Origin of the sequence: Planomonospora sp. ID67723, assembly GCF_015711605.1 — a bacterium.
Taxonomy (GTDB): domain Bacteria; phylum Actinomycetota; class Actinomycetes; order Streptosporangiales; family Streptosporangiaceae; genus Planomonospora_A.
This window is the reverse complement of the sequence record NZ_JABTEZ010000001.1, coordinates 199,870-224,094: the sequence shown is the minus strand read 5'-3', so window position 1 is coordinate 224,094 and position 24,225 is coordinate 199,870. Positions and strand designations below refer to the sequence as shown.

The window sequence follows — 24,225 nt, the reverse complement described above, 5'->3', positions numbered from 1 at the left end:
CTCGGCGGCGCGGCCGTGACCGGCCTCGCGCGGTAGCCGTACCGGATGCCGTACAGACAGGAGAACACCATGACCGACCGTTCCGACCCGGACCTCGACCGGCTGTGGCAGGAGTTCCACGACTTCGTGAACATGACGTCGGAGGAACTGAGGGCCTTCCTGATGGCCTCCGGCTCAGGAGAGGACGCCTCTCCCTCCGACCCCGGCGAGTGGATGCCCGGCCTCGGCCGGGACGTGCTGAGGATCCTCGGAAAGCGCAAGGTCGACCTCACCCCTGACGACATCGAGACGATGCGGCGCGTCGTCGGCGTCGCCGAGGACGCCGAGGCCCACGCCTCCTCCAACGCCAGGGACGACGAGCGGCGGCGCGCCCTGATGGCGGTCGGCCACGACCCGCTCCGGCCGCCCAGGACGGAGGGCTGAGGCACTCGGCCTCGACCGGAGCCCACCGCGGCGCCCTGCTGCCCGGACCGGGCCGGTCCGGGCAGCAGGGAAGCGGTGACGGAACAAGCCCCTACCCGTCACGATGGCGTCGTCGTCGCGAGCGACCGGACCGCCACCGCGATCAGGCACCGGCTTGAAGGGACTGGGTCAGGTTGACCTTGTTTCCGTCGGGGTCGTGGACGTGGGCCACGCGTTCTCCCCACGGCATATCGGTTGACGGGCCGAGCACGCGCCCGCCGGCCGCCTCGACCCGGCCCAGCAGGCCGTCGACGTCGTCGACCCGCACGCTCAGCAGGATCCGCTGCGGTGCGGACAGGTCGGTCGCCGCCTTGTCGACCAGTCCGAGCTCCGAGTCACCCAGTTTCAGGCTCACGAAGAAGGTGGGGCCGTCGTCCGGGAAGCGGTTCGTCTCCACCGCCCCGAGCAGGCGCTCGTAGAAGGCCTGCAGCCGATCCAGGTCGGGTGTGGTGATGATGGGCTGGACAGTCGTCATGTCTCCGCTCCTCAGGTTCGCTTCGGGTCGCGTCCACGGTGATACGTGGTGGCGTCGTGAAACTCATCGGTGTGACGGAAGAACGCGTGGCGGCAGCGAGGAACGCGGCGGCAGCGAGGAGTCAGCGGGAGCGCCGAAGAGCGGGATCAGCCGGTCGGCATCCAGATATACGGTGATGCCGCCGATCAGACCCTCGGACACGTCGAGGATGACCAGCCCGAAGGGGACGTGGACACCGTCGGGGCCGGGTCTCGTCTGCCAGAACGCCGGCGAGCCGTTCGCCGCGGCCGGGACGAGACACGCGCCCGCGCAGGACGCGTCCGGGTCCAGGAACGCCTGCCTGATCCGGTCACGGCCGCGGAGCCACCAGGCGAAGGGGGGCATCGACATCGTCGCGTCCTCGTGCAGCAGGGCGACGAGCGCGGCGATGTCGTGACGCTCGAACGCGGTGCAGTAGCGGGTGAGCAGCTCGCGCTGGGCGGAGTCGGACGGCCGGAACGGCTCGCCGGGCGTGACGTCGACCGCTCTGAGCGTCGACCTCGCCCGCTGCAACGCGCTGGTCACCGACGCGACGGTGGTTTCCAGGAGGTCCGCGACCTCCTCGGCCTTCCACCGCAACACGTCGCGCAGGATCAGCACCACCCTCTGCCGGGGCGGCAGGTGCTGCAGCGCGGCGACGAACGCCAGGCGGATCGTCTCACGCTGCACGACCAGCTCCTGCGGATCACCGTCCACCGGCAGCACGCGACCGTCCGGAACCGGCTGGATCCAGCTCCGCTCCGACACCGGCTCGCCGATGCTCGACCCCACGTCCGCCACCCGGCTGATGTCCATGGCCAGGGCCCGGCGTTGCGAGCTGCGCAGCATGTCGAGGCAGATGTTGGTGGCGATGCTGTAGAGCCACGTCCGCAACGACGCCCGCCGCTCGTCGTAGCGGTCGAACGACCGCCAGGCGCGCAGCAGCGCTTCCTGCACCGCGTCCTCGGCCTCGAAGCCGGAGCCGAGCAACCGGTAGCAGTAGCCGGTCAGCTCGGCTCGGAACGGCTCCAGCAGGGAGCCCTCGCCGGTCAGCGTCTCCACCATCCCCCGACCATATGCGCCGTCACCGACACATCACGGGGGCACGGGACCGATGACTTTTCGGCTCTGCGCCCGTACTCCGTACAGGGATCGCATCGCGAACGGATGCGACGGACGGCATGGACAGGAGGTCGTGATGACCGGAGACCGCCTTCGGGACGCCGTGATCGCGGAACGCGGCGAACAGGTGGAGTTGCTCGCCGCCCTGCGGCCGGAACAGTGGGACGCGCCCACGTTGTGCGACGGCTGGAGGGTACGAGAGGTCATCGCCCACACGACGATGCCCTTCCGCACCTCACTCGGAAGGATGCTGGTGGAGCTGGTGAAGGCACGCGGAGACTTCAACCGCATGGCCGACCGGTGCGCGCGGCGCGACGCCGCCAGGCTGCCGCCCGAGGAGCTGCTCGCCTCGCTGCGGGACAACGTCGCGCACCCGTGGACACCCCCCGGCGGGGATGTCCGCGGGGCACTCTCGCACGACGTCATCCACGGACTCGACATCACGGTGGGCCTGGGGCTCGACCGCGGGGTGCCGCCCGAGCGCGTCGCCATGGTGCTGGCCGGGATGCGGCCGAAGAACATCGCGTTCTTCGGGGCCGACCTCGCGGGGGTCGCGCTGCAGGCGACCGACCTCGACTGGAGCCACGGTGCGGGAACACCGGTCCGGGGCCTGGCGCAGGACCTGCTGCTCGTCGTCTGCGGGCGCCGCCTGCCGGCGGGCCGGCTCACGGGTGAGGCCGCGGCGCGGTTCTCCCGACGCCCGTGATGACGATGCCCGCCAGCCGGGCGGCCAGCTGCGGGGTGACCGGCTCGCAGGCCAGGCCCACGTGGAAGAAGACCGCCCCGGCCAGCGTGTCGAGGACCAGGTCGACCGGGACGTCCCGGCCGATCTCGCCGCGCTCGGCGGCGCGGTCGAAGATCTGGACCATCCGCGCCCTGGCCGGAGCCAGGAAGCCCGAGCGCAGCCGCGTCCGCAGAACGGGGTCGGCGGCGAAATCGGCCAGCAGGCCGGGCAGCGCGGCCACGGCGGCCGGTGCCGCGAACTCCTCGATCAGCGCCCGGGCCAGCTCCGTGACGTCGCCACTCAGTGTGCCGGTGTCGGGCACCGGGCCGGTGTCGACCGTGGTGAACAGCGCCTCGTACACCAGCTCGGGCTTGCCCGACCAGCGCCGGTAGACGGCGTCCTTGCCCACCCGGGCCCGGGCGGCGATGGCGCTGATCGAGGCGCTGCCGTACCCCACCTCTCTGACCAGCTCTTCGGCGGCCCGGAGGATGGCCTCGTGGGTGCGCCGGTCTCGCGGCCGGCCCGGCGGGGAGTGCGTGGGTGCCATCCATTAACCTTACGGGACTACCCGTTTTGTAATCAAAGCGGAAGATGTTCCAAGGAGGCCGACCATGCCCGATCTCACCCGCTCCGCCGCCTTCGTCACTGCGACGGCTCTGCTGGCCGTCTCCGGTCTTCACGCCGTCTGGGCGACCGGCCGATACTGGCCCCTGGAGGACGCCACCGCATTCGCCCGCGGCGTGGTCGGCGTCGAGAGCACCGGCCTGCTCCCCTCCGGCGGCGCCACCGCCGGAGTCGCCGTCCTGCTGTGCTGCGCGGCGGTGCTGCTGCTCATCCGGGCCGACGCTCTGGGCCCGGGCGTCCGGCGGCTGGCCGTACGGCTGCCGCGCCGCCTGATCGCCGTGGGGTGCGGGGTCGTCGCCGCGGTCCTGCTGGCCCGGGGGGTCGGCGGCCTGGCGATGCACCTTCTCGGCGGGAGCGGTCAGACGCCGGAGGAGTTCGTCGCCTGGGACCGGGCCCTGTACTCTCCGCTCTGCATCGGACTGGGGATCGGGGCCCTGCTGGTGCTCCGCGGCAGGCGGGCGTGAGCACCGGCCGCGCCGGGTGACACGCGGTCCGTCATGGCGGGGGGAGGCGGCCTTCCCGGTGCCGGGGACGCACGCCGTCCAGGACGATCCGCGTGAGGCGCCGCGCGTCGGCCTCGTCCATCGGCGCCCCGAGCACGATCGACCGGAAGAAGACGGTGCCGCCGAGCGCCTCCACGAGGAGATCGGCGGGCGCATCGGCGGAGACCTCCCCGCGGACCGCGGCGCGGTGCAGCACCTGCCGGAGCGCGGCCGTGGTCGGAGCGAGGAACCGGTTCCGCACGTGGGCGCGGAAGGCCTCGTCCGCGGCGAAGTCGGCGAGCACGCCGTTGACCGCGGCCATCGCGGCCGGTGCCGACAGCTCGGCCCGCAGCGCGTCGACCAGCGCGGCCAGGTCCGCCTCCAGACTGCCGAGGTCCGGCACCGCATGCGGCCCGAGCTCGGTGAAGACCGTCTCGTACACCAGGTGCGCCTTGGTCCGCCAGCGACGGTAGATCGATGCCCGGGCGACTCCGGCCCGGCGGGCCACCAGGTCCAGCGACATGGTGCGGTAGCCGACCTCTGTCAGCAGCTCGACGGTCGCGGCGGCGATCGCCCGGTCCAGCGCCGGGTCGCGGGGCCTGCCTCGCGGGGCTGTCGTCATCGTATTAATATACGATACGTCTTGTATATTAATTACATGCGATCTACCCCGATCCGCCTGTCCGATCTGTGGCCGCGCAGGCCGGCCGGTACGGCGCTGCCTCCCGGCCAGCGGGAGCTGCAGGTGTTCCCCCGTTTCGCCGACGACCCCCGGCGGCCGTTGCCGCCCGTGCCGGCGGAGGCCACCCTGACCGTCGCCGGCGCCGTGCGCCGCGAGGTGACCTTCGCGGTCGCACAGCTGCCCGAGCTGGTGCCCACGACCTCGCTCACCGCGGACTTCCACTGCGTGACCACCTGGTCGGTGCGCGACCTCACGTGGGCCGGCGTGCTGTTCGCGGAGTTCTGGCGCGAGGTGGTGGTGCCGCGCTGCGAGCCGGAGGACGACGTCCGGGGCATCGTCGTGCGCGGCCTCGACGGCGTTCAGGCGGTCGTCCGGCTCGACGACGCGCTGCAGCCGGACGTCCTGCTCGCCGACCGGTTGGAGGGTGCGGCGCTGAGCGCGACTCACGGCGCGCCGCTGCGCTTCGTCTCCCCGGGACAGTACGGCTACAAGAGCATCAAGCACCTGTGCCGGATCGAGCTCTACCGCGACACGCCGCCGAGCACATACGGCGCCAAAGAGCATCCCCGGGCCCGAGTCGCCTTCGAAGAACGGCATTCCAGGATCCCCGGCACCGCCCTGCGCTGGCCGTACCGGCTGGCGGTGCCGGTGACCGCAGCCCTGGCCGAACGCACCGGCCGCCGTTCCTGACCCGGCCGCGGGGCGGGGACGAAGAGCCGGAATCGCCGATGAGGTTCTTCCGGCCCGCCGGGGTGAGCGGGGATCGGCGGCGCACCGCCGCCGATCCCGTGGGGTGACTACTACCGCCGGACCGGTGGTGCGGCGCGGTACCGGGCGGTGTTCTGCTCGGTGCCGGTGTGCGATCGCTGGAAGCCGGCCTTCTCCAGCACCCGGATCGAGGCGGGATTCGACAGCTCCACATCGGCGTGGACCGTGTGGACGCCCGGCGCGGTGAGGGCGAAACCGGTCAGGGCGCGGGCCGCCTCGGGAGCGTAGCCGCGCCCCCGCCGGGAGGCCACGATGCCGTACCCGATTTCGAGAGCGCCGTCGAGGGGCGGCCAGAACAGGCCGATCGATCCGACCACCAGGCCGCCGTCGCGCTCGATGACCTGACGGTGGCCGTACTCGCCCAGCCAGGCGGGGTGCTCTGCGAACAGGCCGGCGATGACACGGTCGCCCTCGGCGGGGAAGTCCTCGGCCCAGTGCACCGGCCGGGCCCCGTCCAGGACGGCGGTGACCTCATGAGAAGTCCACGACCGCAGGATGAGGCGGTCGGTGGTCAGATCGGCGGCGGTCGCCGCGAAGAAGGAAGACACGTGAGACTCCTGGTCGTTCGAATGACCCGGACCGCGGCTCTAGGCTCGCGCGGACCGGATGAGGGCATGCTGACGAGGGCTGCTCGCAGCCATATTCATCAACCTCCTCGTCACGTGACCGATCAGGCGCTCTCACGCCGGGCGCGACCTTAGCAACCCCGCACAGGCCGGGCAATCCGTTTCGACACCTCCCGGCGCCCATCACGACCTGATGGCGGCCAGTACGTCGCGGACCATGACGGGTATGGGGCCTTCGACGGTGACACCGTCCGGAAACCGGATCGTTTGTCCCCTGGCGGAGCAACATTTGGGGATCAGCGCCCATCTCGATATCTGACTCCGAACCCATGCGCCATCCTGGGTAGAAAGATCCACGCACATCCCCTCGCCTTCTGCAGGAGTCGCCGATGTCCGTCCGCCGGATCGTCCCCGACATCCAGTCCGAATCCCTGGAGGAGAGCGCAAAGTTCTACGGCCTCCTGGGCCTGGAGGAGGTCATGAACCACGGCTGGATCGTGACCCTCGCCTCCCCGTCCGATCCTGCGGCGCAGGTCAGCATCATGACCGGCGACAAGACGGCACCCGTCACTCCGGACCTGAGCATCGAGGTGGACGACGTGGACGCCGCCTATGCGGTCGTGCGCGACAGCGGTGCCGAGATCGTGCACCCGCTGCAGGACGAGGAGTGGGGCGTCCGCCGGTTCTTCGTCCGCGACCCGAACGGCCGCGTGGTCAACGTCCTGGGGCACCGCTGATCGCGGAGGTTCGATGGCGCTGGAACCCGCCGACGGCCCGTCGCCGCCGGCCGGGTGGTGACCCGATCCGAAGGCGCACCCACCGGTCCATCGTCAGCGCATCAACCCGGTCGCGCGGTACCCAGTGCACGTCCCGGGGCTCGTCGCTCGGCGTCGGCTCGCCCTCGACCGGGCGGTCAGCACGATGGAGAACTCCTGTCGCGCCGTGGCGGAGGTGTATGTCGCAGTGCTCAGAGGGCGATAGGGAGATCTCTCCGGCGGGCGGTCGCGGGGCCTGCCGAGGTGAGGTCTTGCTACGAGGGGTCGGCCGTTGGGAAGAGGGATCCCTGGCGTGCCCGGCGGTACCGGGCGCTTGAGCTCCTCGGCGAGCTTCCGACCAGTTCCACCGTGCCTTCCTCTCTCATGAGCGAGAGCCAGCGCCGTACTGTCTGATCGGTGAGCCCGGTACGGCGGGCCAGCTCGGCTCTCGAGAGAGTCTCGTCGCCGAGGGCATCCAGCAACTGCGGACGCCGGTCGGTCCGCGTGGAGGTCGGTGTTTCCGCAGAGGCACGGCGGCGCAGCCGCGGGGACAGCTCGTAGCGCGCCCATCGCCTGCTCCCTGTCTGGATGACGAGTTCGCGGGCTACGAGATCCTGCAGTCCGGCCGTGGCGACACGCGAGTCCACGCCGGCCGTATTCCGATAGGAGCGGTTGTCCAGGATCTCTCCGTCTCGAAGCATCGCCAGCGCGATGCACTGGCTGTCGGAGAGGCCTCTCTCACCGAGACTCTCGATCCATCTCACGGCCTCCTCGCTTAGCAGCGCATGGTTGGGGATGGTGACGGTGAAGGAGGCGACCCGGTCATCGAACTGCGGTGGGCTCATCCCGGCGGCTCGGAGGGCGGAGACCATCGCGCGGATTCCGGACCCGCGGTTCTCGCAGACGGTTCGCGTCTCGCCCGGGATGGGAACGTCTTCGAGGATTCTCATCAGGGTCGCGTTACGCGTGGAGGAGATTCCTTCGTCGGCGAGGTTGTCGATGGTCACCGGGCCGAACAACCCGCCTGGGCTCCGGATCGTCAGCTTGTCCGGGTACATCTCGATCTGGACCTGTGTGCCGCGGGCAGCGCTGGAGAGGTCCCTGTGTACGAGCGCGTTGACCACGGCCTCCCGGAGCGCAGTCTCCGGATATTCCCAGACGTCCTCCCGACCGGCTCCTCCGATGATCGCTCTGCGGGACATGTTCCGCCGTATCGCGGCCAGTGCGTCGCGGACCATGACGGGTATGGGGCCTTCGAGGGTGACATTGTCCAAGAACCGGGTTTCCGTTGCCGGTGCGTCACCGGCGGGCGGGGGATAGTGGACGAAGCTGATCATCAGCTGTGGGAAGTGCTCCTGAGGGTAGGAACCGAGCGCGATCAGTGCCGCCAGGGAGAGAACGCCGGCACCGTCAGGTCCGGTCACCAGTATCCTGGCCCGCCTGAGGAGAGCATCCCGATCAAGATCCTTGAAGGCGTACGGCCTGCTGATCCGGAGCCGCGCAATGAAGGTCTCCAGGATGACCGGATCGAGGAGTTCCAGACCGGTTCCTGGAACACCCTGTTCGTCCTCACGGGGCTGGCCTCGCGAGGACAGCATGATCTGGACCTCATAGCTGGACAGACGCCGGTCGCCGTCACCGACGCGGACGAAACTGCCTTTGGTCATCCCGGCGCCCCGGTAGAAGCACGGCCTTTGGGCCGGATCCAGCTCGGGAACCTCCGCGACGACGAGTTTCACGCCTTCGAAATCGTGGACATTGATCAACGGCCGCAAGGCGGGTTCCATGTCGGTGGAACAGAGTGAGGCCAGGTCGTTGGAGAGCTTCAAGGCATCGTGCACGCCGGTCGCCGCGAACCCCGTGGTCTCGTCCAAGCCGAGGATGAGCACTCCGCCATGGGTGTTGGCGAAAGCCGAGAGGGTCTCCCGGACCGTTTTCGGCAGCTCACGCTGGGACTTCTTCACCTCCACATCGGAGACGTCCCCACCCAGCGCGCGGAGGTTCGCGATGATCTCGAAGAGCTCCTCGCCCTGCATCGACATCCCCTGACCAGCTCAGACGGGACATGCTAACTAGCATGCTAACTAGCATGCTAGTTAGCATGTTGGCGGACGGGGCGGGAAACGCTCCAGCAACGTGGCTCCATCCGACTCGGGGCGCATCAGGCGGTGACCGATCCACGCGGTCCATTTCGGCCGGCCGCGTGCGGAAGGACTCACGCGAGAGGTCCTGACCAAGGAGGGCGAGGTCGGCGAGCGCCTCACCCCGTGCCTCGACTATGACCGGCTCGTCCAGGACGAGGAGATCAACGGCTCCTGCGACCTCGTCAGTCAGGCACGACGACCTCATCCCCGTCCTGTGGAAGAGGCGATGAGACGCCCCGCGGACTCCTCTCCGGCGCCCGCGGGGGCTTCCGATCAGGCCCGGCGCAGGTCGTCGAGCCTGGTCCGGGCTCGTTCCCGGTCTTCGTCGGTGAACAGCTCGGCGAACTCCTCCTTGACCACGTGGGCCTCCACGGAGAGATCGAGCCGCCCGTGACGCCAGAGGGTCTCGAACCCGTCCGAGGGCTGGTCGCTCCAGAGGAGCTGCCTGGCCGTCGCCAGCCCGCCGCGCTCGCTGACCATCTGCATGAAGCGGGTGGCGTTGTAGCCGAGTTCGCGCTTGGCGGTGAGGTAGATGTCCACCATGGCGCGCTCGAACCGTCGCTCGGTGTCGTTCATGGCTCAGGATCCCCCAGCCGGAGGAAGGCGTCCATGATCGAGATGTTCCCATGCCCCGCCGGTTGAGAGGCTGGCACCGGCGGGCGGCCATGAGCGTGATCGGATCATCGGGAGCCTCGCGGCGGTGACCGCTCGACGGGAGCGCCTAGTCTGACGGTCATGAGCGCGGGGAACGCCCACTACGTCGTCGTCGACCGCGGAGGGCACCGGGTCTGGTCGCGGTACGGCGGCACCGCCACGCTCTCCTCCCGTCAGGAGGAGGCCACCGGGTCCGCGGTACTGGAGTCGATCCCCTGGAGCGGGGCCTTCCTGGACGTCCCCGGCCGCCGCCTGGACTGGTGGTCGCTGGACTGCCTCCTCGATCCGGAGTGGCCGGCACACCTCTGGCGTGACTGGAGGCTGACCGATCACGGAGACGCCTTCGAGGAGGTCGCCGCCCTCGTCGGTCCCGAGTTGCTGCTGGACGCGGGCACGGACGACGACGCCCTGCGGCGGGTCGCGGACTGGTTCGCCCACGGCACCGCGGACCCCGGTGATCGCGAGCGCCTGCTCCGGATCCACCCGACCGGTTCCACCTCGACGTCGCCGAGCGCCTGACCGAGATCCACTCACGCCACGGGCCCGAGCACCTCGTCTCACGATCGATCACGGCGTCAACGCCCTGCATCCTGGCCGCGGTCCGTGCCGTAGAGGCGGCATCGATCGCTCGGGCATGATGGTCCGGTGCGCCTGCCGACTCCTCCGGACTATCAGATGATGGCGCTGGCCAAGCGCTACGTATTCCCCGACATGGGCAAGATCCGCCGCTACCTCAAGCTGCTGCACGGAAACTTCCTGAGGCTGCCTGAGCCGGTCTTCCTCTGGTTCGCCTGGTCACTGGCCAAGGACGCGCGAAAGATCACAGACGATGAGCTGCGGGTCCTGCTGGACAGCGAGTGGCGGGCACGGATGACGGCGGCGTGGCTGATCGGCCTGGATCGGCGAACACAGTTCCGCGAACAGCTCGGCACACTCCTCTTGGAGAGCGAACTCGTCTACGCCGGGGAGGGGTACTGCTTCGCGCTGGCCCGCTTCGGCGAAGAGCGTGACGCGGAGATTCTCACGGCGTACCTGGACCGGTGGCTCCCGGAGAGGTCCTGCCACTACAACCAGGACGACGCGATGGGGACTCTCCTGTACCTGGACGAGCTGCACGCGACCGAACACGCGGCTCGCTTCCTCACACCCGGCGGCCTCTGGGACAACTCGGCCATGGCGGGCTTGGACCCCACGGAACAGAAGGGGCACGTGGAGCTGATGTGCGAGTTCGCCGAAAACTGCATGAGCGGCAACCTCGTTCACTGGCTTCCGAAGAGACGGCTCGTCCTCGACCGGCGTTGATTCAGCCGATGTGCGGCGCTGCCCGGCCGGGCAGCGGCCGTTGCCGCTGCGGCGGATCGTCAGGATCTCGCCGACCTCGTCGGTGACCACGACGTTCACCGAGGGGACCCGGCTGCTGAGCGCGGTGGGGGCGTCGTAGAAGTCGATGCGGCGGACCGTGATCAAGACTCCAGGGGCTTGGCGCCGGCCCAGACGGCTTCGAAACTCTCCAGATAGGTCGAGACCATGTCCCCGCCCGCCACCTTGCGCAGGTGCATCACCGGGGCGTCGGCGGCGAACTTGCCGTAGATGTGGCTGTTGACGAGAAGCTGGTCGTCTCCGCGGTAGATGGAGTTGTAGAGGATCGTGTGATGCAGCCGGATCTCGACGCCCTCGGCCTGCCGTAGCGGCTGATACAGCATCAGGGCCATTCTGGTCTGCGCGGTCATGCCGTCGCCGACGCCTTCGTCGGCCCCACGCGGAGCGACTTCGAGCGCATCCGGGTCACCGAGCAGGATGCGCACCCTCACACCCGCTTCGGCCTTCTCTGCGAAGGTGCGCATGATGCCGGTGTCCTGGGCGATGAAGATGCCGCTGTAGACCAGCACGCCGATCTCTTGCCGGGCCTCCGTGAACAGCCGTCCCCAGGCGTCCCGGGGCACGGCCCAGCGGTGGGGGTAGACGGTGACGATCTCGCTCTCGGACGCGGCAGCGACCTGCTGCGGGGTCAGCGCCTCCGGCCACAGGTACGCCTCGTCCATTTTCAGGAACGACGCCACTGCGTAACGGTGCTTCCGGTACGGCTGGCGGCTCTGAGTGATCCACCGCTCCACGGTTTTCGGGTCGACCGCAATCGCCTCGGCCAGCTCGGCCGGAGACACCCGGCGCATCAGAAGGGCCGCGCGCAGCCGCTCGTTCGCCATTCCACCTGCCCAGAGGGGGACGTCCAGGGACGCGGCAATCGTAGACCGGACGTCCTGGACATGTCCCGTCCTGTAGTGATCTCGTCCCCCTCGATCGGCGCACTCTCGGTATCGCACGCCGTACCCGGCAACCGACCGAGAGGAGCGACGCCAATGACCACCAGCCTCAGCCCGATCGACGAGACCCCGACCTGTGAGTGCGGCGCGGCCCCGGAAGAGGGGCAGAGCCTGTGCCGCAAGTGCCGCGCCCGGGACCGTCGGACGCGCCGCCGGCTCGCCAGGCGGCGGACGAACACCCGAAGCGGTGAGATCCGGCGTCCGATCGGTCGTCCCGGTGACCGCACCGGGTCGCGGGTGAGGTGGTCATGAGCGCGATCCCCCTGGTCATCGGCCTCGTGCTCGGGGCGGCCGTGTTCGCCGGCTACGTGCTCGTCCTGGTCGGCATGCACCAGGAGGACCGGCGGATGCGTCTGGCCGCGACGCCGCCGAGTCGCGCGGCGGGCCTGGCGCGCCGGGTCACCGGCTGCCACGTCCGGGGCGAGAGCATCACCTACGGTCGGCCGGCGTCTGCGCGGCCTTCGCGAGTCGTCCCGGCAACTCGCACAGTGATGCGGATCTCGGCGAGCTCGTCCGAAGCCGGCGGGGCCGGCGAAGCGTCCTCCCGGACGAACACCCCTTGCCCTGCTGGCCGATGACCAAGCCCTCGTTGCGCAGGATCCGGACGGGTCATCTTCACCGCGCCCGGCGAAGCGTCATACGTGGCCGAAAGCCGCGCGGCCGTACGACCTGGGCCGCCCTCCGGGGTGCCGCTGTCGGCGGGTCAGCGACCGGATCGTGTTCGACGAACGGGTGAAGGTCCCGCAGTTCGGCCGGTTCGTCTCTGGCGAGTGCGGTGACATCAGCTGAGGCGCAGACCTCATGTTTCGGCGCGACGCCTACTGCGAGGACCGGCCGCCCCCGTTGTCCTCGAACAGTTCCCGGGTACGGCGCAGCAGAGCCTCCCGGACGTCGTCCGGGGAGAGGACCCGTAGTGGGGTACCCAGGCCGAGGAGGTACTGGGCGAGCTGCTCGGCGTCGTTGGCGCCGATTTCGACGATGGTGGCATCGGGCCCGTCCGGGTGATGGGTGCCGATCGTCGGTGGAACCAGCCGCAGGGCCTGGTCCATGGGGTGCGGGAGCCGGACTCTCCCGTAGAGGGGGTACACGACGCCCGCGATGCCTCGGGAGACGAGGAGAGCCGGGTCGGGCGGGTCGACGAGTTCGACCGGCTGCCCGGTCGGCTGTACTTGCACCACCCGGTCGGCCCGGAACGTCCGCCACTGGTCCCGGGCCACGTCCCGGGCGACGAAGTACCAGCGGAGGCCCGTGTGTACCAGGCGGTAGGGGTCGACGTCCCGGACACTGGCCTTGCCTGCATGGTCGCGGTACGACAGACGGGCGCGCTCACCACGGCGACAGGCGGCGGCCAGTTCCAGCAGCACGCCGGGGGAGATCTGACGCCCCTCGGGCCTGGGAGTGTGTACGAAGGTGGCGTCCATCTCACCCAGCCGGTTCGCGATCCGAGGCGGCAGGACCTGCCGCAGTTTCAGCAGCGCCGATACTGCCGCCTGGTCGCTGCCGAGGACGCCGCTGAGCGCGGCCTCGCGCAGTGCGACGGCCACGGCGAGTGCCTCCTCGTCGTCGAGGATCAGCGGCGGCACCCGGTTACCGCCACCGAGGCGGTAACCGCCCCAGGGCCCGGGGTCGGACTCGATGCAGTAGCCGAGTTCCCGCAGCCGGGCGACGTCCCGCCGCACCGTGCGACCGGTGACCGCCATCCGCTCGGCCAGCTCGTGGCAGGTCCAGGCCGGCCGTGTGGACAGCAGCGAGACCAGTCGCAGCAGGCGGGCGGAAGTGCTGATCACATTCCGTAGTGTTCCTCATGACCAGGACCGGATCTGTCCTGGTCTCGTCCTAGTGTCCCTCCCATGAGTACTGGAACCACAACCGCACCGGCGATCCGTTTGCTGTCCATCGACTTCGACTGCCCGGACCCCGTCGAGCTGTCCCGTTTCTACGGCGAGGCTCTCGGCCTGCCCGTCGTCTACTCCAGCGACGACTTCGTCCTGCTCGGCCGGGAGGGTTCACCGGGACTGGGTTTCATCCGGGTCGCCGACTACCGGCGTCCGACCTGGCCGGACCCTTCGCAGGGGAAGCAGGCACACATGGAACTGGGCGTCGACGACCTGGAGGCAGCCCAGGCACGGATGCTGGCCCTGGGCGCTGTGGAGCCCCCGGCCCAACCGCATCCCGAGGAGCGGAGGGTCCTGCTGGACCCCGCCGGCCACCCCTTCTGCATCTCCACGCAGAGCTGAGCGTCATCGGCCGACGAGAGCCACGATCACGCACCCCGCAGGACGGCGAACCCACCGTTGTCCCCATGGGGTTGTGACGGGCCGTAGGACTTTCCGAGCTGTGAGATCTGTCTGATCAGCCAGGACGGCGCCGAGCGGGCCGCGTATTCCCGTTGCCGCTCGGCGCGGTGGCCGTCACTCCGGACCGGCAGGCTGGCGGTGGGGTTCGGCCGGGAGACGGTGGTGCCGGTCCGCTGGTGACCGGATACCCGCGCCGCAGGTACGCCTCGGGGTGTCCGCCGAGTGGAGGCCGGTTCCCGGGGTGTGCCGGCGTTGCCTTTCAGGGGCGGCGGGGTCGGGTGTGCCAACGGTGGGTGATCCACGCCCGGCGGATCAGGCCGCGGATGGTGATGACGGTGTCGGCGAGGCCGAAGCAGGCATCGACGACGCACGGCGTTCAAAGCAGCCCGTGAGGCGGCGGAAGGCGTTCTGCCAGCCACGGGTTCGCTCGATGTGCTGGGCTTGATCCGGTGTGACGGACACCCGAGATCAGGGGCTCGTCCCCGGAAGGATGTCCATGATGGAGCACATGGGGAAGGAGAAACCGCGTCCTCGCCGCTCGTTCACCCGTGAGTTCAAAGTCGAGCGCCTGCTCAGTTCACCTTGCGGCCTTCGGCCGCCGCCACCACATCAACCGCTGCCACCACGACCGGGCGAGCCACTCCCGCTGCATCCCGAACACCTCCACCGCAGCTTCCATCCGCTGCTGACCGTCTCGCCCTCCGCGGAAATCCAATGCCGCGGTCGCCACCTGATAGCCGGCTGCGACGAGTTGCTCGTCGCCGCACATGCTCAGCTCCAGGAAGAGCGCGGCGATCCGTTCACCCTTGTCCAAGACGACCTGCAGCAGCTCTTTAGAGCCGGCGGCGTCCCGAGCGATGACTTGCTGGGAGGCGTTCCCGAGGCCTGCACACCACTCGCCCGTCCATGCTCGGCCCTGCAAGGTATGGGCGGTGAACGACGCTATTGTCAACCACCTGGACCGCGGTGACTCCCACGCCGCATGGTGTGCCGCCACGTAGCCACACAAGCCGATCGCCGCCACCAGCAGCCGATCACCTGTCTCGATCTTCCGTTGCCGCTTCACTGACTTCTTCACTCCGGCGTCGCTGGCCACCTTTAGGAGCGGTCCAAGCGATGAGGCGGCGACCTTGATCGCTAGAGCTTCAACGGGGGGCATCCTGGCATGTTCCCAGACCGCATCAGCTTCCGGTGGGCGATTACACGGCGTTCCCTGATCAACAATCTTGCGCGCCATGGGGCCCGGGTCGCCCCGGGGCTTTTCGTATTCTCAGGATGACCTGGGCAAGCGCTGGCGGGTCTGGTTCGCGCATGGCTCGCGATTCACTGCCCTACGGCTGCACGCGACGGCATCCGGCTGCACGTGATCGTCAGAAGAGGCCGCGCTGAGCCCCTGGTCGGGGGCCTAACGGCTGGTCAAGAGAGTGCCCCCGGCATGATTCGAACATGCGACACCCGCTTTAGGAGAGCGGTGCTCTATCCCCTGAGCTACGGAGGCAGGGACTGCATGTAAGAGTAGCGAAAATGGGGCGTGTGTGCGCGGTCGGGAGGGCTTCCAAGCAGAGGAACAGGTCATCGCTTCCCTGAACTGCGGCAAAGGGGTGGTAAGCAGGTGGGTGTCCGGAGTGTCGAGGTGACTAGCGTCACGGTTTGTGATCAGAGGACGGCAGGGGCGGGTCCGGGGGCGGCGGGTGCTGCGGCCGGTGGTGCTGGGCGTGGCCATGTGCGCTCCCGCGCTTCTGGCGGGCGGCCTCTTCGTGGCGGAGCTCGCCGGCTACGACATGGCACCGACCGGGATCGTCGCGAGCGAGAAGCCCCGCGAGGAGAGCGCGAGGACCTGGGAGGGAATCGCCGCTGCGATGTCGGTCACGATCGTGCCCGCCCGGGCGGAGTTCACGGAGCCGAGGCTGGTGCCGCCGCCTCCGCCTCTCTCGCCTGACCAGTGGTACGGCGGCTGGGTGCCCTCCGCCGGGACGGGCGGTTCTTCCCCGGGCTCGGCGGATGCGGTGCCCGACGGGAGCCTTGGGACGCCGTCCTCGTCCCAAGGCTCCCAAGGGTCCCAAGGGTCCCAGGCGCCCTGGGCGCGGTCGGTGCGGCGGGACACCGGATCCTCGAGCGCTGCGGAGAACGGGCCGGGGCAGCCCTCGTGGTGGGGTGAGCGGCAGGGGGAGAGGCCGTTCGAGAACTCGGCGGAGGCCCGTACGGGGGCGAAGCCGGGGACGAGGGCGGGGGCCGGATCGGACGGCGCCCGGACCGGGCCGGACGGCGCGAAGGCGGGGGCGGGAACGCAGGTGGAGACGGCCCCGGGGGCGGACGCGGAAGCCGAATGCTCGGCGGAGTGGCGGGACACCTGGTTGTGGGAGGTCTGCATGGAGAACTCCCGTAAGGAAGTGTGAAAAGCGCTGCCGGAAGGTTTGCCGGAAAAGTTGGCGTAATGGGGCGTTCGGCGCATAGCGGCTGGGCGGAGTGTGGCTCATGCACCCGTTGAGCTGTAGTAGCGTGCGTGGCTGACCCAGGTCACGAGTTCGCAAACGGAGGGGTCGAACGTGCTACCTCGTCGATCAGCGGGTCTGATCGCCGTCGTCGCGACGATGACTTCCCTATCGCCGGGAGCCGCCGCAGCGGAGCGGGCACCGGTGGAGGTCCAGACCGTCCTCACCCGGGATCCGGTGAACCTCGTGGAGCTCCGCCGGGAGGCGGAGAAGGCGGCGAAGGACCTCGAGGTCGCGACCAAGGCACTGGAGCAGCGGCGGGCCGAGATCCAGGCGTCCGAGAAGGTGCTCACCGCCAAGCTGCGGGAGCTGCAGGCCGCGGAGAGGTCCTTCGCGCAGGTACGGCAGCCGCTTTCGGACCTCGTCGGCCTGCTCTACCAGCAGCCGATCGGCGGTGACGCGGCGAGTTTCCTGTCCGGGGGCTCCGACGTCTCCATGCTGCGGGCCATGACCGACGCGACCCAGATCGTGGCGGAGCGGGAGCGGGTCCTGGAGGAGAGCAGCCGCCTGCACGCCGAGCGGGAACGGCTCGCCGCCGAGGCGCAGGAACTCCGGGCGGGCAACCTGCTCTCCGAGGCGCAGATGGGCGCCGAGATCCAGACGCTCCAGGCGCGCTCCGACAAGATCGTGAAGTCGCTGACCCGGGCGCTGGTGAAGCTGGGCGTGAAGGTCGACAAGACCGGCCAGGCGGCGGGCGGCTGCAACCCGACCAAGGCGGCCTCGATCGGTGACCTGCCCAACGGCCTGATCCCGAAGCTCTATCTGTGCCCGCTCCAGCAGCGCGGCCAGGAGCTCCGGGCCGACGCGGCGATCGCGTTCATCAGCATGAACGAGGCCTACCGGAAGCGGTTCGGCAAGCCCATCTGCGTGACGGACAGCTACCGGAGCCTGGCCGAGCAGCAGTCGGTCTACTACCGCCGTCCGGGGCTGGCCGCCATCCCCGGTCGCAGCAACCACGGGCTCGGGCTGGCGGTGGACCTGTGCGGAGGCGTGCAGAACTTCCGCTCGGTGGAGTTCAACTGGGTGGAGGCCAACGGCAAGAAGTTCGGGTGGATCCACCCGAAGTGGGCCTACATCAGCCCCTTCGAGCCCTGGCACTGGGAGTACGACCCGAAGCTCGGCTCACTGCTCTAGCCGTTCGCTCCCGATCCGGCCGGCGCCCCGCCGCGCCCGGTCAGGTCATCGGCGAGATCTGGGCGGTGCAGTGCGAGCAGCGGACCGCGGCCTTGGGGACCTCGGAGAGGCACTCCGGGCACTCGCGCAGCGTGGTCTCCTCCGGGGTGGAGAACCGGGCGGTCAGCTTCTCGTAGGGGGTGATGACGAAGAAGTAGACGACCGCCGCCACGATCAGGAACGAGATCAGCGCGTTGAGGAAGACGCCGTACTTGATCTCGCTGGAGCCCACGTGCACCACCAGATCCTCGAAGTGCGGCTGGCCGCCGATCGCCGCGATCAGGGGGGTGAAGACGTCCTTGACGAGGGACTGCACGATGGCGTTGAAGGCGGTGCCGATCACCACGGCGACGGCCAGCTCCAGGACGTTTCCTCGCAACAGGAACTTCTTGAATCCGCTCAGCATGCTCGCTCCTTACTCGGGGGTTCCGGTCCCGCACGTCTTCCCGCCCGTACGGCGAGGCTCTCATTACCCGGATCCGACCGGGTCATCACCTGGGCGTGGAGATGGTGATCGACAGCTTGCCTCCGGCCTGGGCGGAGGCCAGGTCGGCCGCCTGCTCCGGGGTGGTGGCCAGCACGATCAGCGCTCCTCCGCCGGACTCGCCCGCGGGCAGGGCGAGGACCGGGACCCCCTCGGCCACGGTCCTGGCCGGGGCGGAGCCGTCCCAGCCGTCCTGCGCGGCCAGGACGTTCACGACGTCGCCGGGGGACAGCAGGCGGGCGCTCTCGGGGTCGGCCACGCGGACCGGGGCGGCGACGGTCCCGGGGCGGTGCGCGGCCAGCAGGCCCGGACCGAGCAGGCGGACGTCGGTGAGGGGCTCGCCTCTGCGCACGGGGCCGGTCAGGACCCGTCCGGCGACAGGCGTGCCGGGTCCCAGCGCGCCGTCGGGAGCCGTGCCGGGCCGCAGGGCCACGGGTCTGACGTCGGCGGCGGCCAGGACACCCCCGGGGAGATCGCGGGCCGCCGCGAGCACGGTCACGGACGCGCCGCCGTCCGGCCGCGACCCGATCACGGCGCACGCCGTGGCCAGGGAGGCGAGGACGGCGGCGAGCATCCGGCGGCGCCGGCGGAGGAACCCGGGACGGAGGAACCAGGGACGGGCGAGCCCGGAGGGCGCCGCTCCGGGACGGGAAAGGTCCCGGCCCAGTGAACCACGGCCCGCTGAACCACGGCCCAGTGGACTCCGGCCCGGCGGGTCCGGGTCCGGAGACACAGGGTCCGGAGAGAGACGGAAAGCGCGCATGGCTGACTCCATGGCAGAGCAGCCGGGCGGCGCGGAGCCCGGGGACGGACGGGGGACAGACGGCGGGCGTGAGCCCGGGGCTTCGGCGCCCGGCCTCCGCGGCGGGCGGAGGCCGGTCTCCCGGAACCCCATGGCCCTCCGGGAGAGAGGGGCCGGGGTCGCGGGGGATTACTGGGGGAGCTCGAAGGGGAGCTTCAGCCCGTCGAGGGCCTCGCCGCAGGGACACGTGCGGTCCCGCGGGAGGGCGGTGATGAGGTCGGTGACCAGTGAACGCATCCGGGTGACGTTGGCGGCGAAGAAGGCCAGCACCTCCTCGTGGGTGACCCCCTCTCCCGCCTCGACTCCGGCGTCGTGGTCGGTGACCAGGGACAGTGACGTGTAGCACATGGCGAGCTCGCGGGCGAGGACGGACTCGGGGAAGCCGGTCATGCCGACGATCGTCCAGCCGTTCGCGGTGAACCAGCGGGACTCGGCCCGGGTGGAGAACCGGGGGCCCTCGATGACCACCAGGGTGCCGCCGTCGGCCACCTCCCAGCCGACACCGCGGCCGGTCGCCACGGCGGCGGCACGGCCGGTGGGGCAGTAGGGGTCGGCGAAGGAGACGTGGACCACGCCGCCGGCGTCGTAGTAGGTCTGCACGCGCCCGGAGGTGCGGTCGACGAGCTGGTCGGGGACGACCAGGGCCCCCGGGCCGAGCTCGGGGCGGAGCGAGCCCACGGCGCTGGGGGCGAGGACCTGGCGGACGCCGAGGGAGCGCAGGGCCCACAGGTTGGCGCGGTAGGGGATGCGGTGGGGCGGGAAGCGGTGATCGCGGCCGTGGCGGGGGATGAAGGCCACCGGCCGGGAGCCGACGTGGCCGACGGTGACGACGTCGCTGGGCGGGCCGTACGGTGTGGAGACCTCGATCTCCGTGGCGTCGTCGAGCAGGGAGTAGAAACCTGAGCCGCCGATGACTCCGACGTCCGCGCGAGTGACCATGGCGCAGACATTAGCGCCATGCGCCGCCCCTCATCGAGGGCGGAGCGCGAACCTGTGGATAAGCGTGTCCGCAATGTGACTGTTCGGTCGCTCTGGGTATGGAACGCCGTGCTGTCGATCGGGGGGCGGGATGAGCGTTCAGGAGTCCCAGCGGGATACGAGGAGTCTGGGTCTCATCCTCGGAGCCCTCATGCTCAGCATGCTTCTCGCGGCGCTGGACCAGACGATCGTCTCCACCGCGCTGCCGACGATCGTGGGTGATCTGGGAGGGCTGGACCACCTGTCCTGGGTGGTCACCTCCTACATGCTCGCCTCGACGGTCTCGACCCCCCTCTGGGGAAAGCTCGGCGACCAGTACGGCCGCAAGAGGCTGTTCGAGAGCGCGATCGTCATCTTCCTGGCGGGCTCGGCGCTGTGCGGCCTGTCCCAGGACATGGGGCAGCTCATCGGGTTCCGCGCGCTGCAGGGGTTCGGCGGCGGCGGGCTCATGGTGCTCGCCCAGGCGATCGTCGCGGACGTGGTGCCGCCCAGGGAGAGGGCGAGGTACCAAGGGCTGTTCGGGGCGGTGTTCGCCGTCTCCAGCATCGCCGGGCCGCTGCTCGGCGGACTGTTCGTGGACCAGCTGTCCTGGCACTGGGTCTTCTACGTCAACCTGCCGATCGGCGTCCTCGCGCTGGCCGTGGTCGCGGCCGTCCTCCCGGCCGGGGGCCGGCGCACCAGGCACAGCATCGACTACTTCGGCATCGTCTTCCTCGGCGGGGCCGCCGCCTGCCTGGTGCTGGTGACCACGTGGGGCGGGGGCGTCTACCCGTGGGGCGACCCCGTCATCATCGGGCTGGGGGCCGGAGCGGTGGCGCTGGGCCTGCTCTGGTGGCTGGCCGAGCGGCGGGCCGCGGAGCCGGTGCTGCCGCTGCGCCTGTTCCGGATACGCGCCTTCAACGTGGCGTCGCTGATCGGTTTCATCGTGGGCCTGGCGCTGTTCGGGGCGCTCACGTACATGCCGCTCTTCCTGCAGGTCGTGCAGGGGATCTCGCCCACGCTGTCGGGGCTCCACCTGCTGCCCATGATGGCCGGCATGCTCGCCACCTCGATCGTCAGCGGGCAGATCATCTCGCGGACCGGGCGGTACAAGCCCTTCCCGATCGCCGGCAGCGCGGTCGCGGCGTTCGGGCTCTACATGCTCTCGCACATCCACGCCGACATCTCGACCGCAGAGCTGAGCGCCTATCTGCTCGTCCTGGGCATCGGGCTGGGCCTGGTCATGCAAGTCCTGGTGATCGTGGTGCAGAACGTCGTGGACTTCGACGACCTGGGGGTGGCCACCTCGGGCGTCACGTTCTTCCGCTCGATCGGCGGCTCCTTCGGCGTCGCGCTCGCCGGATCGATCTTCACCTCGCAGCTCACCGACGACCTGGCGCGCCTGTCCCGGACGGTACGGCTCCCGCCGGGTCTCGCCGACGCCGTCCAGGGGGACCCGACCGTCATCCGGCGGCTGCCGCCGGAGACCGTCCGGGCCTTCCTGGAGGCGTACGCCGACGCGACCGCCCGGGTGTTCCTGTTCTGCGCGCCGGTGGCGCTGGCCGCCTTCGCCGTGGCCTGGCTGCTGCCCGAGGTGCCGCTGCGGGAGACCACCAAAGCGGCCGACCTGGGCGAGGGGTACGGGGCGGTGCCCACCGAGCGGTCGTCGCTCGACGAGGTGGAGAGAGGGCTGTGGCGGCTGGCCGACGCCGGGATGCGCGAGGACTACTACCGCAGGCTCGGCGACGCCTCGGGCCTGCCCGACCTGCCGCCCGGCTCGGTCTGGCTGATCACGCGCCTGGGCGCGCAGGGCCGGCAGGCCGGCGCCGAGCTCGCCGAACGGGCGGGCGTGACGGTCGAGGAAGGCCGGCCGTACGCCAGGGAGCTGATGGAGCGCGGCCTGATCCGCCGGACGGAGGACGAGTCCTGCCTGGAGCTCACCGCGGACGGGGAGCGGGCGGCCGACCGGCTGGTCGCCGGAGCCCGCGGCAGCCTGGCCCGGCTGGTCGAGGACTGGAGTCCTCGGGAGCATCCGGAACTGCGCGAGCTGCTGGACCGGCTCCCCCGGGAACTGCTCGGCGCGAAGGCCGACCGTCCCGGGGGCGGGTGACTCAGGAGGCCGCGGCGGCGGGGGCCGGGGCCGCGGCGGGCTTGGACTCCGCCGGGGTCGACGTCGACGTCGAGGACGCCGATGTGGTGGAACTCACCGTGCTGGACGAGCTCGACGACCGGTTGTCGGTCCGGTAGAAGCCGGAACCCTTGAAGACGATGCCGACCGCCGAGAACACCTTTCGCAGCTCGCCCTGGCAGCTCGGGCACACGGTGAGCGCGTCGTCCGTGAACTTCTGGACGATCTCGAACTGGTTGTCACAGGCGGTGCAGGCGTACTGGTAGGTGGGCACGCTCTCCTCCTCGTTCGGGCCGCGCCGATTGGCACTCGACTGACGCGACTGCTAATGGTAAGGCGTCGACAAGCATAAACGCGAGTGGGAGCCTTCACATTCCGTCCGAAGCCATCGGAGACCGGACGCCGCGTCACCGGGATCTCACGCACCGCGCTCGCCGAACCATCCGGCGAGCTTGCCCCTGCGGCTGATGGCGCGCATCCGCCGCTCCACGACCTCCCTGCACGCGGCGGTCGTCACCACGAGGAGCTGGTCGTCGGTCCTGATCCTGGTGGAGTCCGACGGCACGAACGTCCTGCCGTCCCGGACGATGAGCGTGACCTGGGCGTCGGAGGGCAGCCGGAGCTCGAAGACCTCCACGCCGTGCAGCTTGGACGTCGGCGGCACCTTGATCTGGAGGAGCTCGGCCTTGAGCTCCTCCAGCGGCGCCGACTCCACCTCCAGGTCGCGCGCCTCGTCCAGGACCGAGACCCCGAGGACCCGCGCGGCCCACGGCAGCGTGGGCCCCTGCAACAGGGTGTAGACGACCACGATGACGAAGACCTCGTCGAAGACGAACCTGGCGACGGCGTCATCGATCGAGGTGGCGGCCCAGGGAATGGTGGCCAGCACGATCGGCACCGCGCCGCGCAGCCCGGCCCACGACAGGAACGCCTGCTCCCGCCAGTTCAGCCGGTCGACGCCCGTGAGCCGTACGAGGAGGGCCGAGGCCATGATGGACAGCGGCCGCGCCACCACGACCAGGATCAGTCCCGTGACCAGGCCGGGGACGAGCGCCGACGGCATCTCCGAAGGGCTGGCCAGCATCCCGAGCATGACGAACAGGCCGATCTGGGCCAGCCAGGCGACGCCCTCGGCGAAACTCCGGCTGGCGGCGCGGTGCGGCATCTTGGAGTTGCCCATGACCAGCGCCGCCAGATACACCGCGAGGAATCCGCTGCCGTGCAGTTGCACGGCCCCCGCGTAGGCGACGAAGGCGAGCGCGAGCACTGCGATGGGGTAGAGGCCGGAGGCCGGCAGCGCGACGCGGCGCAGCGCGTAGGTGCCCAGCGGCCCGACCGCCAGGCCGACGCCCGCGCCCACCGCGAGCTCGAAGAGCACCTGGGCCAGGGCGGTCCAGAGGCTGGGCGAGGCGCTGGTGCTCAGCAGCATCACGGCGATGACGACGGGAGCGTCGTTGAAGCCGGACTCGGCCTCCAGGGTGCCTGAGAGCCTCCGGGGCAGGGGCAGGCGGCGCAGGACGGAGAAGACGGCCGCCGCGTCGGTGGAGGCGAGGATCGCGCCGAGCAGGAGCGCGGTGCGCCAGTCCGCGCCGAGCAGGAAGTGCACGGGCAGCGCGACGGCGGCGATGCTCACCCCGACGCCCGCGGTGGCCAGCACGAGCGCGGTGGGGATGGACTTCCTGACGTGGCTCCAGGTGGTGGTCAGGCCTCCCTCGGCCAGGATGATCGCCAGCGCGACGAGGCCGAGCTGCTGGGCGAGCTCGGCGTCGTCGAACTGGAGCCCGAAGCCGGACTCGCCGATGATCAGGCCGAAGCCGAGGAAGATGAGCAGGCTCGGCAACCCGCTCCAGTGGGCGACGCGCACCGCGACGACGGCGGCCATGACGATGCCCGCGCCGAGAAGCAGCCAGATGTTCCAGTCCATCAGGATCTAGTGAGAGAGCTGCCGAGTTCGTCCAACGGGTGAATCGCCTTCTTGCCGGTCTTCCAGTGTTCGGGGCGGGCGGGGCTCGTCCGCCGCCCACTCCGAACGGGGAGCGGGAAGCGCTCCCTTGCGGGGAGTGGAGGAGTCGCCTCGTCCCCTCCCTGATGCCGG

General features: G+C 70.2%; 28 protein-coding genes, 1 tRNA gene and 1 pseudogene. 12 read left to right on the top strand and 18 right to left on the bottom strand.

All coding sequences use genetic code 11. From position 1 onward, the window contains the following. The first annotated feature begins 69 nt into the window (after positions 1 to 69). Positions 70 to 423 (top strand): DUF3140 domain-containing protein, encoded by a 354-nt coding sequence (locus HS041_RS01025; RefSeq protein ID WP_196438640.1) that lies wholly within the window; start codon positions 70 to 72, stop codon positions 421 to 423. A 142-nt stretch (positions 424 to 565) separates the two neighbouring features. On the opposite strand, the gene HS041_RS01020 is transcribed toward HS041_RS01025, so the two are convergent. Further along, a complete protein-coding gene (locus tag HS041_RS01020; RefSeq protein ID WP_196438639.1) occupies positions 566 to 937 on the bottom strand; it encodes a VOC family protein in 372 nt (123 codons plus the stop codon). 63 nt (positions 938 to 1,000) lie between these two features. Then, positions 1,001 to 2,020: a sigma-70 family RNA polymerase sigma factor gene (locus tag HS041_RS01015; RefSeq protein WP_196438638.1), complete on the bottom strand. Its 1,020-nt coding sequence runs from the start codon at positions 2,018 to 2,020 to the stop codon at positions 1,001 to 1,003. Between the two features lie 133 nt (positions 2,021 to 2,153). Here HS041_RS01015 and HS041_RS01010 point away from each other — a divergent pair, with 133 nt between their 5' ends. Next, entirely contained in the window at positions 2,154 to 2,783 is a 630-nt protein-coding gene (locus HS041_RS01010; RefSeq protein WP_196438637.1) for a maleylpyruvate isomerase family mycothiol-dependent enzyme, read from the top strand. On the opposite strand, the gene HS041_RS01005 is transcribed toward HS041_RS01010, so the two are convergent. After that, complete coding sequence (locus HS041_RS01005) at positions 2,743 to 3,348, bottom strand: TetR-like C-terminal domain-containing protein (protein WP_196438636.1); 606 nt, start codon at positions 3,346 to 3,348, stop codon at positions 2,743 to 2,745. The two genes, HS041_RS01010 and HS041_RS01005, sit on opposite strands and share 41 nt — an antisense overlap. Before the next feature lie 64 nt (positions 3,349 to 3,412). Between HS041_RS01005 and HS041_RS01000 the strand changes: the two genes are divergently transcribed. Then, positions 3,413 to 3,889 (top strand): DUF3995 domain-containing protein, encoded by a 477-nt coding sequence (locus HS041_RS01000; RefSeq protein WP_196438635.1) that lies wholly within the window; start codon positions 3,413 to 3,415, stop codon positions 3,887 to 3,889. Between the two features lie 31 nt (positions 3,890 to 3,920). Here the strand turns inward: HS041_RS01000 and HS041_RS00995 are convergent, their stop codons facing one another. Further along, positions 3,921 to 4,529, bottom strand: a complete 609-nt coding sequence (locus HS041_RS00995) for a TetR/AcrR family transcriptional regulator (protein WP_196438634.1) — start codon at positions 4,527 to 4,529, stop codon at positions 3,921 to 3,923. 36 nt (positions 4,530 to 4,565) lie between these two features. Here HS041_RS00995 and HS041_RS00990 point away from each other — a divergent pair, with 36 nt between their 5' ends. After that, the gene (locus HS041_RS00990; protein ID WP_196438633.1) at positions 4,566 to 5,279 is read left to right on the top strand and encodes a molybdopterin-dependent oxidoreductase; all 714 of its coding nucleotides are present in this window, start codon (positions 4,566 to 4,568) and stop codon (positions 5,277 to 5,279) included. 110 nt (positions 5,280 to 5,389) lie between these two features. Here HS041_RS00990 and HS041_RS00985 read toward each other — a convergent pair whose 3' ends face one another. Next, a complete protein-coding gene (locus tag HS041_RS00985) occupies positions 5,390 to 5,905 on the bottom strand; it encodes a GNAT family N-acetyltransferase (protein ID WP_196438632.1) in 516 nt (171 codons plus the stop codon). A 407-nt stretch (positions 5,906 to 6,312) separates the two neighbouring features. Between HS041_RS00985 and HS041_RS00980 the strand changes: the two genes are divergently transcribed. Then, positions 6,313 to 6,660 (top strand): VOC family protein, encoded by a 348-nt coding sequence (locus tag HS041_RS00980; RefSeq protein ID WP_196438631.1) that lies wholly within the window; start codon positions 6,313 to 6,315, stop codon positions 6,658 to 6,660. A 293-nt stretch (positions 6,661 to 6,953) separates the two neighbouring features. Here HS041_RS00980 and HS041_RS00975 read toward each other — a convergent pair whose 3' ends face one another. Beyond that, positions 6,954 to 8,720, bottom strand: a complete 1,767-nt coding sequence (locus HS041_RS00975) for an ATP-binding protein (protein ID WP_230878377.1) — start codon at positions 8,718 to 8,720, stop codon at positions 6,954 to 6,956. Positions 8,721 to 9,095: 375 nt separating this feature from the next. Beyond that, positions 9,096 to 9,398, bottom strand: a complete 303-nt coding sequence (locus HS041_RS00970; RefSeq protein ID WP_196438630.1) for a hypothetical protein — start codon at positions 9,396 to 9,398, stop codon at positions 9,096 to 9,098. A gap of 159 nt (positions 9,399 to 9,557) precedes the next feature. On the opposite strand from HS041_RS00970, the gene HS041_RS00965 reads away from it, so the two are divergent. The 3 genes from HS041_RS00965 to HS041_RS39085 all read left to right on the top strand — a co-directional run bounded on the left by HS041_RS00965 (position 9,558) and on the right by HS041_RS39085 (position 10,917). Then, positions 9,558 to 9,995 (top strand): hypothetical protein, encoded by a 438-nt coding sequence (locus tag HS041_RS00965; protein WP_196438629.1) that lies wholly within the window; start codon positions 9,558 to 9,560, stop codon positions 9,993 to 9,995. A 126-nt stretch (positions 9,996 to 10,121) separates the two neighbouring features. Continuing rightward, complete coding sequence (locus HS041_RS00960) at positions 10,122 to 10,778, top strand: DUF6000 family protein (protein WP_196438628.1); 657 nt, start codon at positions 10,122 to 10,124, stop codon at positions 10,776 to 10,778. A 10-nt stretch (positions 10,779 to 10,788) separates the two neighbouring features. Beyond that, on the top strand, positions 10,789 to 10,917 hold the full coding sequence (locus HS041_RS39085) for a hypothetical protein (RefSeq protein WP_255529533.1): 129 nt from the start codon (positions 10,789 to 10,791) through the stop codon (positions 10,915 to 10,917). 22 nt (positions 10,918 to 10,939) lie between these two features. On the opposite strand, the gene HS041_RS00955 is transcribed toward HS041_RS39085, so the two are convergent. After that, on the bottom strand, positions 10,940 to 11,680 hold the full coding sequence (locus HS041_RS00955; RefSeq protein ID WP_196438627.1) for a helix-turn-helix domain-containing protein: 741 nt from the start codon (positions 11,678 to 11,680) through the stop codon (positions 10,940 to 10,942). Between the two features lie 365 nt (positions 11,681 to 12,045). Here HS041_RS00955 and HS041_RS00950 point away from each other — a divergent pair, with 365 nt between their 5' ends. Continuing rightward, positions 12,046 to 12,375, top strand: a complete 330-nt coding sequence (locus tag HS041_RS00950; RefSeq protein ID WP_196440909.1) for a hypothetical protein — start codon at positions 12,046 to 12,048, stop codon at positions 12,373 to 12,375. Positions 12,376 to 12,615: 240 nt separating this feature from the next. On the opposite strand, the gene HS041_RS00945 is transcribed toward HS041_RS00950, so the two are convergent. Beyond that, positions 12,616 to 13,584: a helix-turn-helix transcriptional regulator gene (locus HS041_RS00945; RefSeq protein ID WP_196438626.1), complete on the bottom strand. Its 969-nt coding sequence runs from the start codon at positions 13,582 to 13,584 to the stop codon at positions 12,616 to 12,618. A 63-nt stretch (positions 13,585 to 13,647) separates the two neighbouring features. Between HS041_RS00945 and HS041_RS00940 the strand changes: the two genes are divergently transcribed. Beyond that, positions 13,648 to 14,034 carry a VOC family protein gene (locus HS041_RS00940; protein ID WP_196438625.1) on the top strand — a complete coding sequence of 129 codons (387 nt, stop codon included), beginning with the start codon at positions 13,648 to 13,650 and terminating at the stop codon, positions 14,032 to 14,034. Between the two features lie 319 nt (positions 14,035 to 14,353). On the opposite strand, the pseudogene HS041_RS37970 reads toward HS041_RS00940, so the two are convergent. The 4 genes and pseudogenes from HS041_RS37970 to HS041_RS00925 all read right to left on the bottom strand — a co-directional run. Continuing rightward, a pseudogene (locus tag HS041_RS37970) lies at positions 14,354 to 14,529 on the bottom strand (IS5/IS1182 family transposase); the annotation flags it as partial. A 142-nt stretch (positions 14,530 to 14,671) separates the two neighbouring features. After that, positions 14,672 to 15,331, bottom strand: coding sequence for a hypothetical protein (locus HS041_RS00935; RefSeq protein ID WP_196438624.1), 660 nt, complete (start codon positions 15,329 to 15,331; stop codon positions 14,672 to 14,674). 188 nt (positions 15,332 to 15,519) lie between these two features. Then, positions 15,520 to 15,592 (bottom strand) — tRNA-Arg (locus HS041_RS00930). Positions 15,593 to 15,868: 276 nt separating this feature from the next. After that, positions 15,869 to 16,465: a hypothetical protein gene (locus tag HS041_RS00925; RefSeq protein ID WP_196438623.1), complete on the bottom strand. Its 597-nt coding sequence runs from the start codon at positions 16,463 to 16,465 to the stop codon at positions 15,869 to 15,871. Positions 16,466 to 16,685: 220 nt separating this feature from the next. On the opposite strand from HS041_RS00925, the gene HS041_RS00920 reads away from it, so the two are divergent. After that, positions 16,686 to 17,720 (top strand): M15 family metallopeptidase, encoded by a 1,035-nt coding sequence (locus tag HS041_RS00920; RefSeq protein ID WP_196438622.1) that lies wholly within the window; start codon positions 16,686 to 16,688, stop codon positions 17,718 to 17,720. A 40-nt stretch (positions 17,721 to 17,760) separates the two neighbouring features. Here the strand turns inward: HS041_RS00920 and mscL are convergent, their stop codons facing one another. The 3 genes from mscL to HS041_RS00905 all read right to left on the bottom strand — a co-directional run bounded on the left by mscL (position 17,761) and on the right by HS041_RS00905 (position 19,984). Beyond that, on the bottom strand, positions 17,761 to 18,165 hold the full coding sequence (gene mscL, locus HS041_RS00915) for a large conductance mechanosensitive channel protein MscL (protein ID WP_307845118.1): 405 nt from the start codon (positions 18,163 to 18,165) through the stop codon (positions 17,761 to 17,763). Positions 18,166 to 18,250: 85 nt separating this feature from the next. Continuing rightward, complete coding sequence (locus HS041_RS00910) at positions 18,251 to 18,817, bottom strand: RcpC/CpaB family pilus assembly protein (protein WP_196438621.1); 567 nt, start codon at positions 18,815 to 18,817, stop codon at positions 18,251 to 18,253. A 357-nt stretch (positions 18,818 to 19,174) separates the two neighbouring features. Beyond that, a complete protein-coding gene (locus tag HS041_RS00905; RefSeq protein WP_196438620.1) occupies positions 19,175 to 19,984 on the bottom strand; it encodes an S-methyl-5'-thioadenosine phosphorylase in 810 nt (269 codons plus the stop codon). A gap of 130 nt (positions 19,985 to 20,114) precedes the next feature. Between HS041_RS00905 and HS041_RS00900 the strand changes: the two genes are divergently transcribed. Beyond that, the gene (locus HS041_RS00900) at positions 20,115 to 22,112 is read left to right on the top strand and encodes an MFS transporter (protein ID WP_196438619.1); all 1,998 of its coding nucleotides are present in this window, start codon (positions 20,115 to 20,117) and stop codon (positions 22,110 to 22,112) included. A 1-nt stretch (position 22,113) separates the two neighbouring features. On the opposite strand, the gene HS041_RS00895 is transcribed toward HS041_RS00900, so the two are convergent. Next, positions 22,114 to 22,404 carry an FmdB family zinc ribbon protein gene (locus HS041_RS00895; RefSeq protein ID WP_196438618.1) on the bottom strand — a complete coding sequence of 97 codons (291 nt, stop codon included), beginning with the start codon at positions 22,402 to 22,404 and terminating at the stop codon, positions 22,114 to 22,116. Between the two features lie 144 nt (positions 22,405 to 22,548). Next, positions 22,549 to 24,054, bottom strand: a complete 1,506-nt coding sequence (locus tag HS041_RS00890; protein ID WP_196438617.1) for a potassium/proton antiporter — start codon at positions 24,052 to 24,054, stop codon at positions 22,549 to 22,551. Positions 24,055 to 24,225: the final 171 nt, after the last annotated feature.

What these genes read in the sequence shown, in the direction of transcription:
- HS041_RS01025 (WP_196438640.1), top strand. Translation starts at nt 70, where the DNA reads ATGACCGACCGTTCCGACCCGGACCTCGACCGGCTGTGGCAGGAGTTC.
- HS041_RS01020 (WP_196438639.1), bottom strand. Translation starts at nt 937, where the DNA reads ATGACGACTGTCCAGCCCATCATCACCACACCCGACCTGGATCGGCTG.
- HS041_RS01015 (WP_196438638.1), bottom strand. Translation starts at nt 2,020, where the DNA reads ATGGTGGAGACGCTGACCGGCGAGGGCTCCCTGCTGGAGCCGTTCCGA.
- HS041_RS01010 (WP_196438637.1), top strand. Translation starts at nt 2,154, where the DNA reads ATGACCGGAGACCGCCTTCGGGACGCCGTGATCGCGGAACGCGGCGAA.
- HS041_RS01005 (WP_196438636.1), bottom strand. Translation starts at nt 3,348, where the DNA reads ATGGCACCCACGCACTCCCCGCCGGGCCGGCCGCGAGACCGGCGCACC.
- HS041_RS01000 (WP_196438635.1), top strand. Translation starts at nt 3,413, where the DNA reads ATGCCCGATCTCACCCGCTCCGCCGCCTTCGTCACTGCGACGGCTCTG.
- HS041_RS00995 (WP_196438634.1), bottom strand. Translation starts at nt 4,529, where the DNA reads ATGACGACAGCCCCGCGAGGCAGGCCCCGCGACCCGGCGCTGGACCGG.
- HS041_RS00990 (WP_196438633.1), top strand. Translation starts at nt 4,566, where the DNA reads ATGCGATCTACCCCGATCCGCCTGTCCGATCTGTGGCCGCGCAGGCCG.
- HS041_RS00980 (WP_196438631.1), top strand. Translation starts at nt 6,313, where the DNA reads ATGTCCGTCCGCCGGATCGTCCCCGACATCCAGTCCGAATCCCTGGAG.
- HS041_RS00975 (WP_230878377.1), bottom strand. Translation starts at nt 8,720, where the DNA reads ATGTCGATGCAGGGCGAGGAGCTCTTCGAGATCATCGCGAACCTCCGC.
- HS041_RS00970 (WP_196438630.1), bottom strand. Translation starts at nt 9,398, where the DNA reads ATGAACGACACCGAGCGACGGTTCGAGCGCGCCATGGTGGACATCTAC.
- HS041_RS00965 (WP_196438629.1), top strand. Translation starts at nt 9,558, where the DNA reads ATGAGCGCGGGGAACGCCCACTACGTCGTCGTCGACCGCGGAGGGCAC.
- HS041_RS00955 (WP_196438627.1), bottom strand. Translation starts at nt 11,680, where the DNA reads ATGGCGAACGAGCGGCTGCGCGCGGCCCTTCTGATGCGCCGGGTGTCT.
- HS041_RS00950 (WP_196440909.1), top strand. Translation starts at nt 12,046, where the DNA reads ATGAGCGCGATCCCCCTGGTCATCGGCCTCGTGCTCGGGGCGGCCGTG.
- HS041_RS00940 (WP_196438625.1), top strand. Translation starts at nt 13,648, where the DNA reads ATGAGTACTGGAACCACAACCGCACCGGCGATCCGTTTGCTGTCCATC.
- HS041_RS00935 (WP_196438624.1), bottom strand. Translation starts at nt 15,331, where the DNA reads ATGGCGCGCAAGATTGTTGATCAGGGAACGCCGTGTAATCGCCCACCG.
- HS041_RS00925 (WP_196438623.1), bottom strand. Translation starts at nt 16,465, where the DNA reads ATGCAGACCTCCCACAACCAGGTGTCCCGCCACTCCGCCGAGCATTCG.
- HS041_RS00920 (WP_196438622.1), top strand. Translation starts at nt 16,686, where the DNA reads ATGACTTCCCTATCGCCGGGAGCCGCCGCAGCGGAGCGGGCACCGGTG.
- mscL (WP_307845118.1), bottom strand. Translation starts at nt 18,165, where the DNA reads ATGCTGAGCGGATTCAAGAAGTTCCTGTTGCGAGGAAACGTCCTGGAG.
- HS041_RS00910 (WP_196438621.1), bottom strand. Translation starts at nt 18,817, where the DNA reads ATGCTCGCCGCCGTCCTCGCCTCCCTGGCCACGGCGTGCGCCGTGATC.
- HS041_RS00905 (WP_196438620.1), bottom strand. Translation starts at nt 19,984, where the DNA reads ATGGTCACTCGCGCGGACGTCGGAGTCATCGGCGGCTCAGGTTTCTAC.
- HS041_RS00900 (WP_196438619.1), top strand. Translation starts at nt 20,115, where the DNA reads ATGAGCGTTCAGGAGTCCCAGCGGGATACGAGGAGTCTGGGTCTCATC.
- HS041_RS00890 (WP_196438617.1), bottom strand. Translation starts at nt 24,054, where the DNA reads ATGGACTGGAACATCTGGCTGCTTCTCGGCGCGGGCATCGTCATGGCC.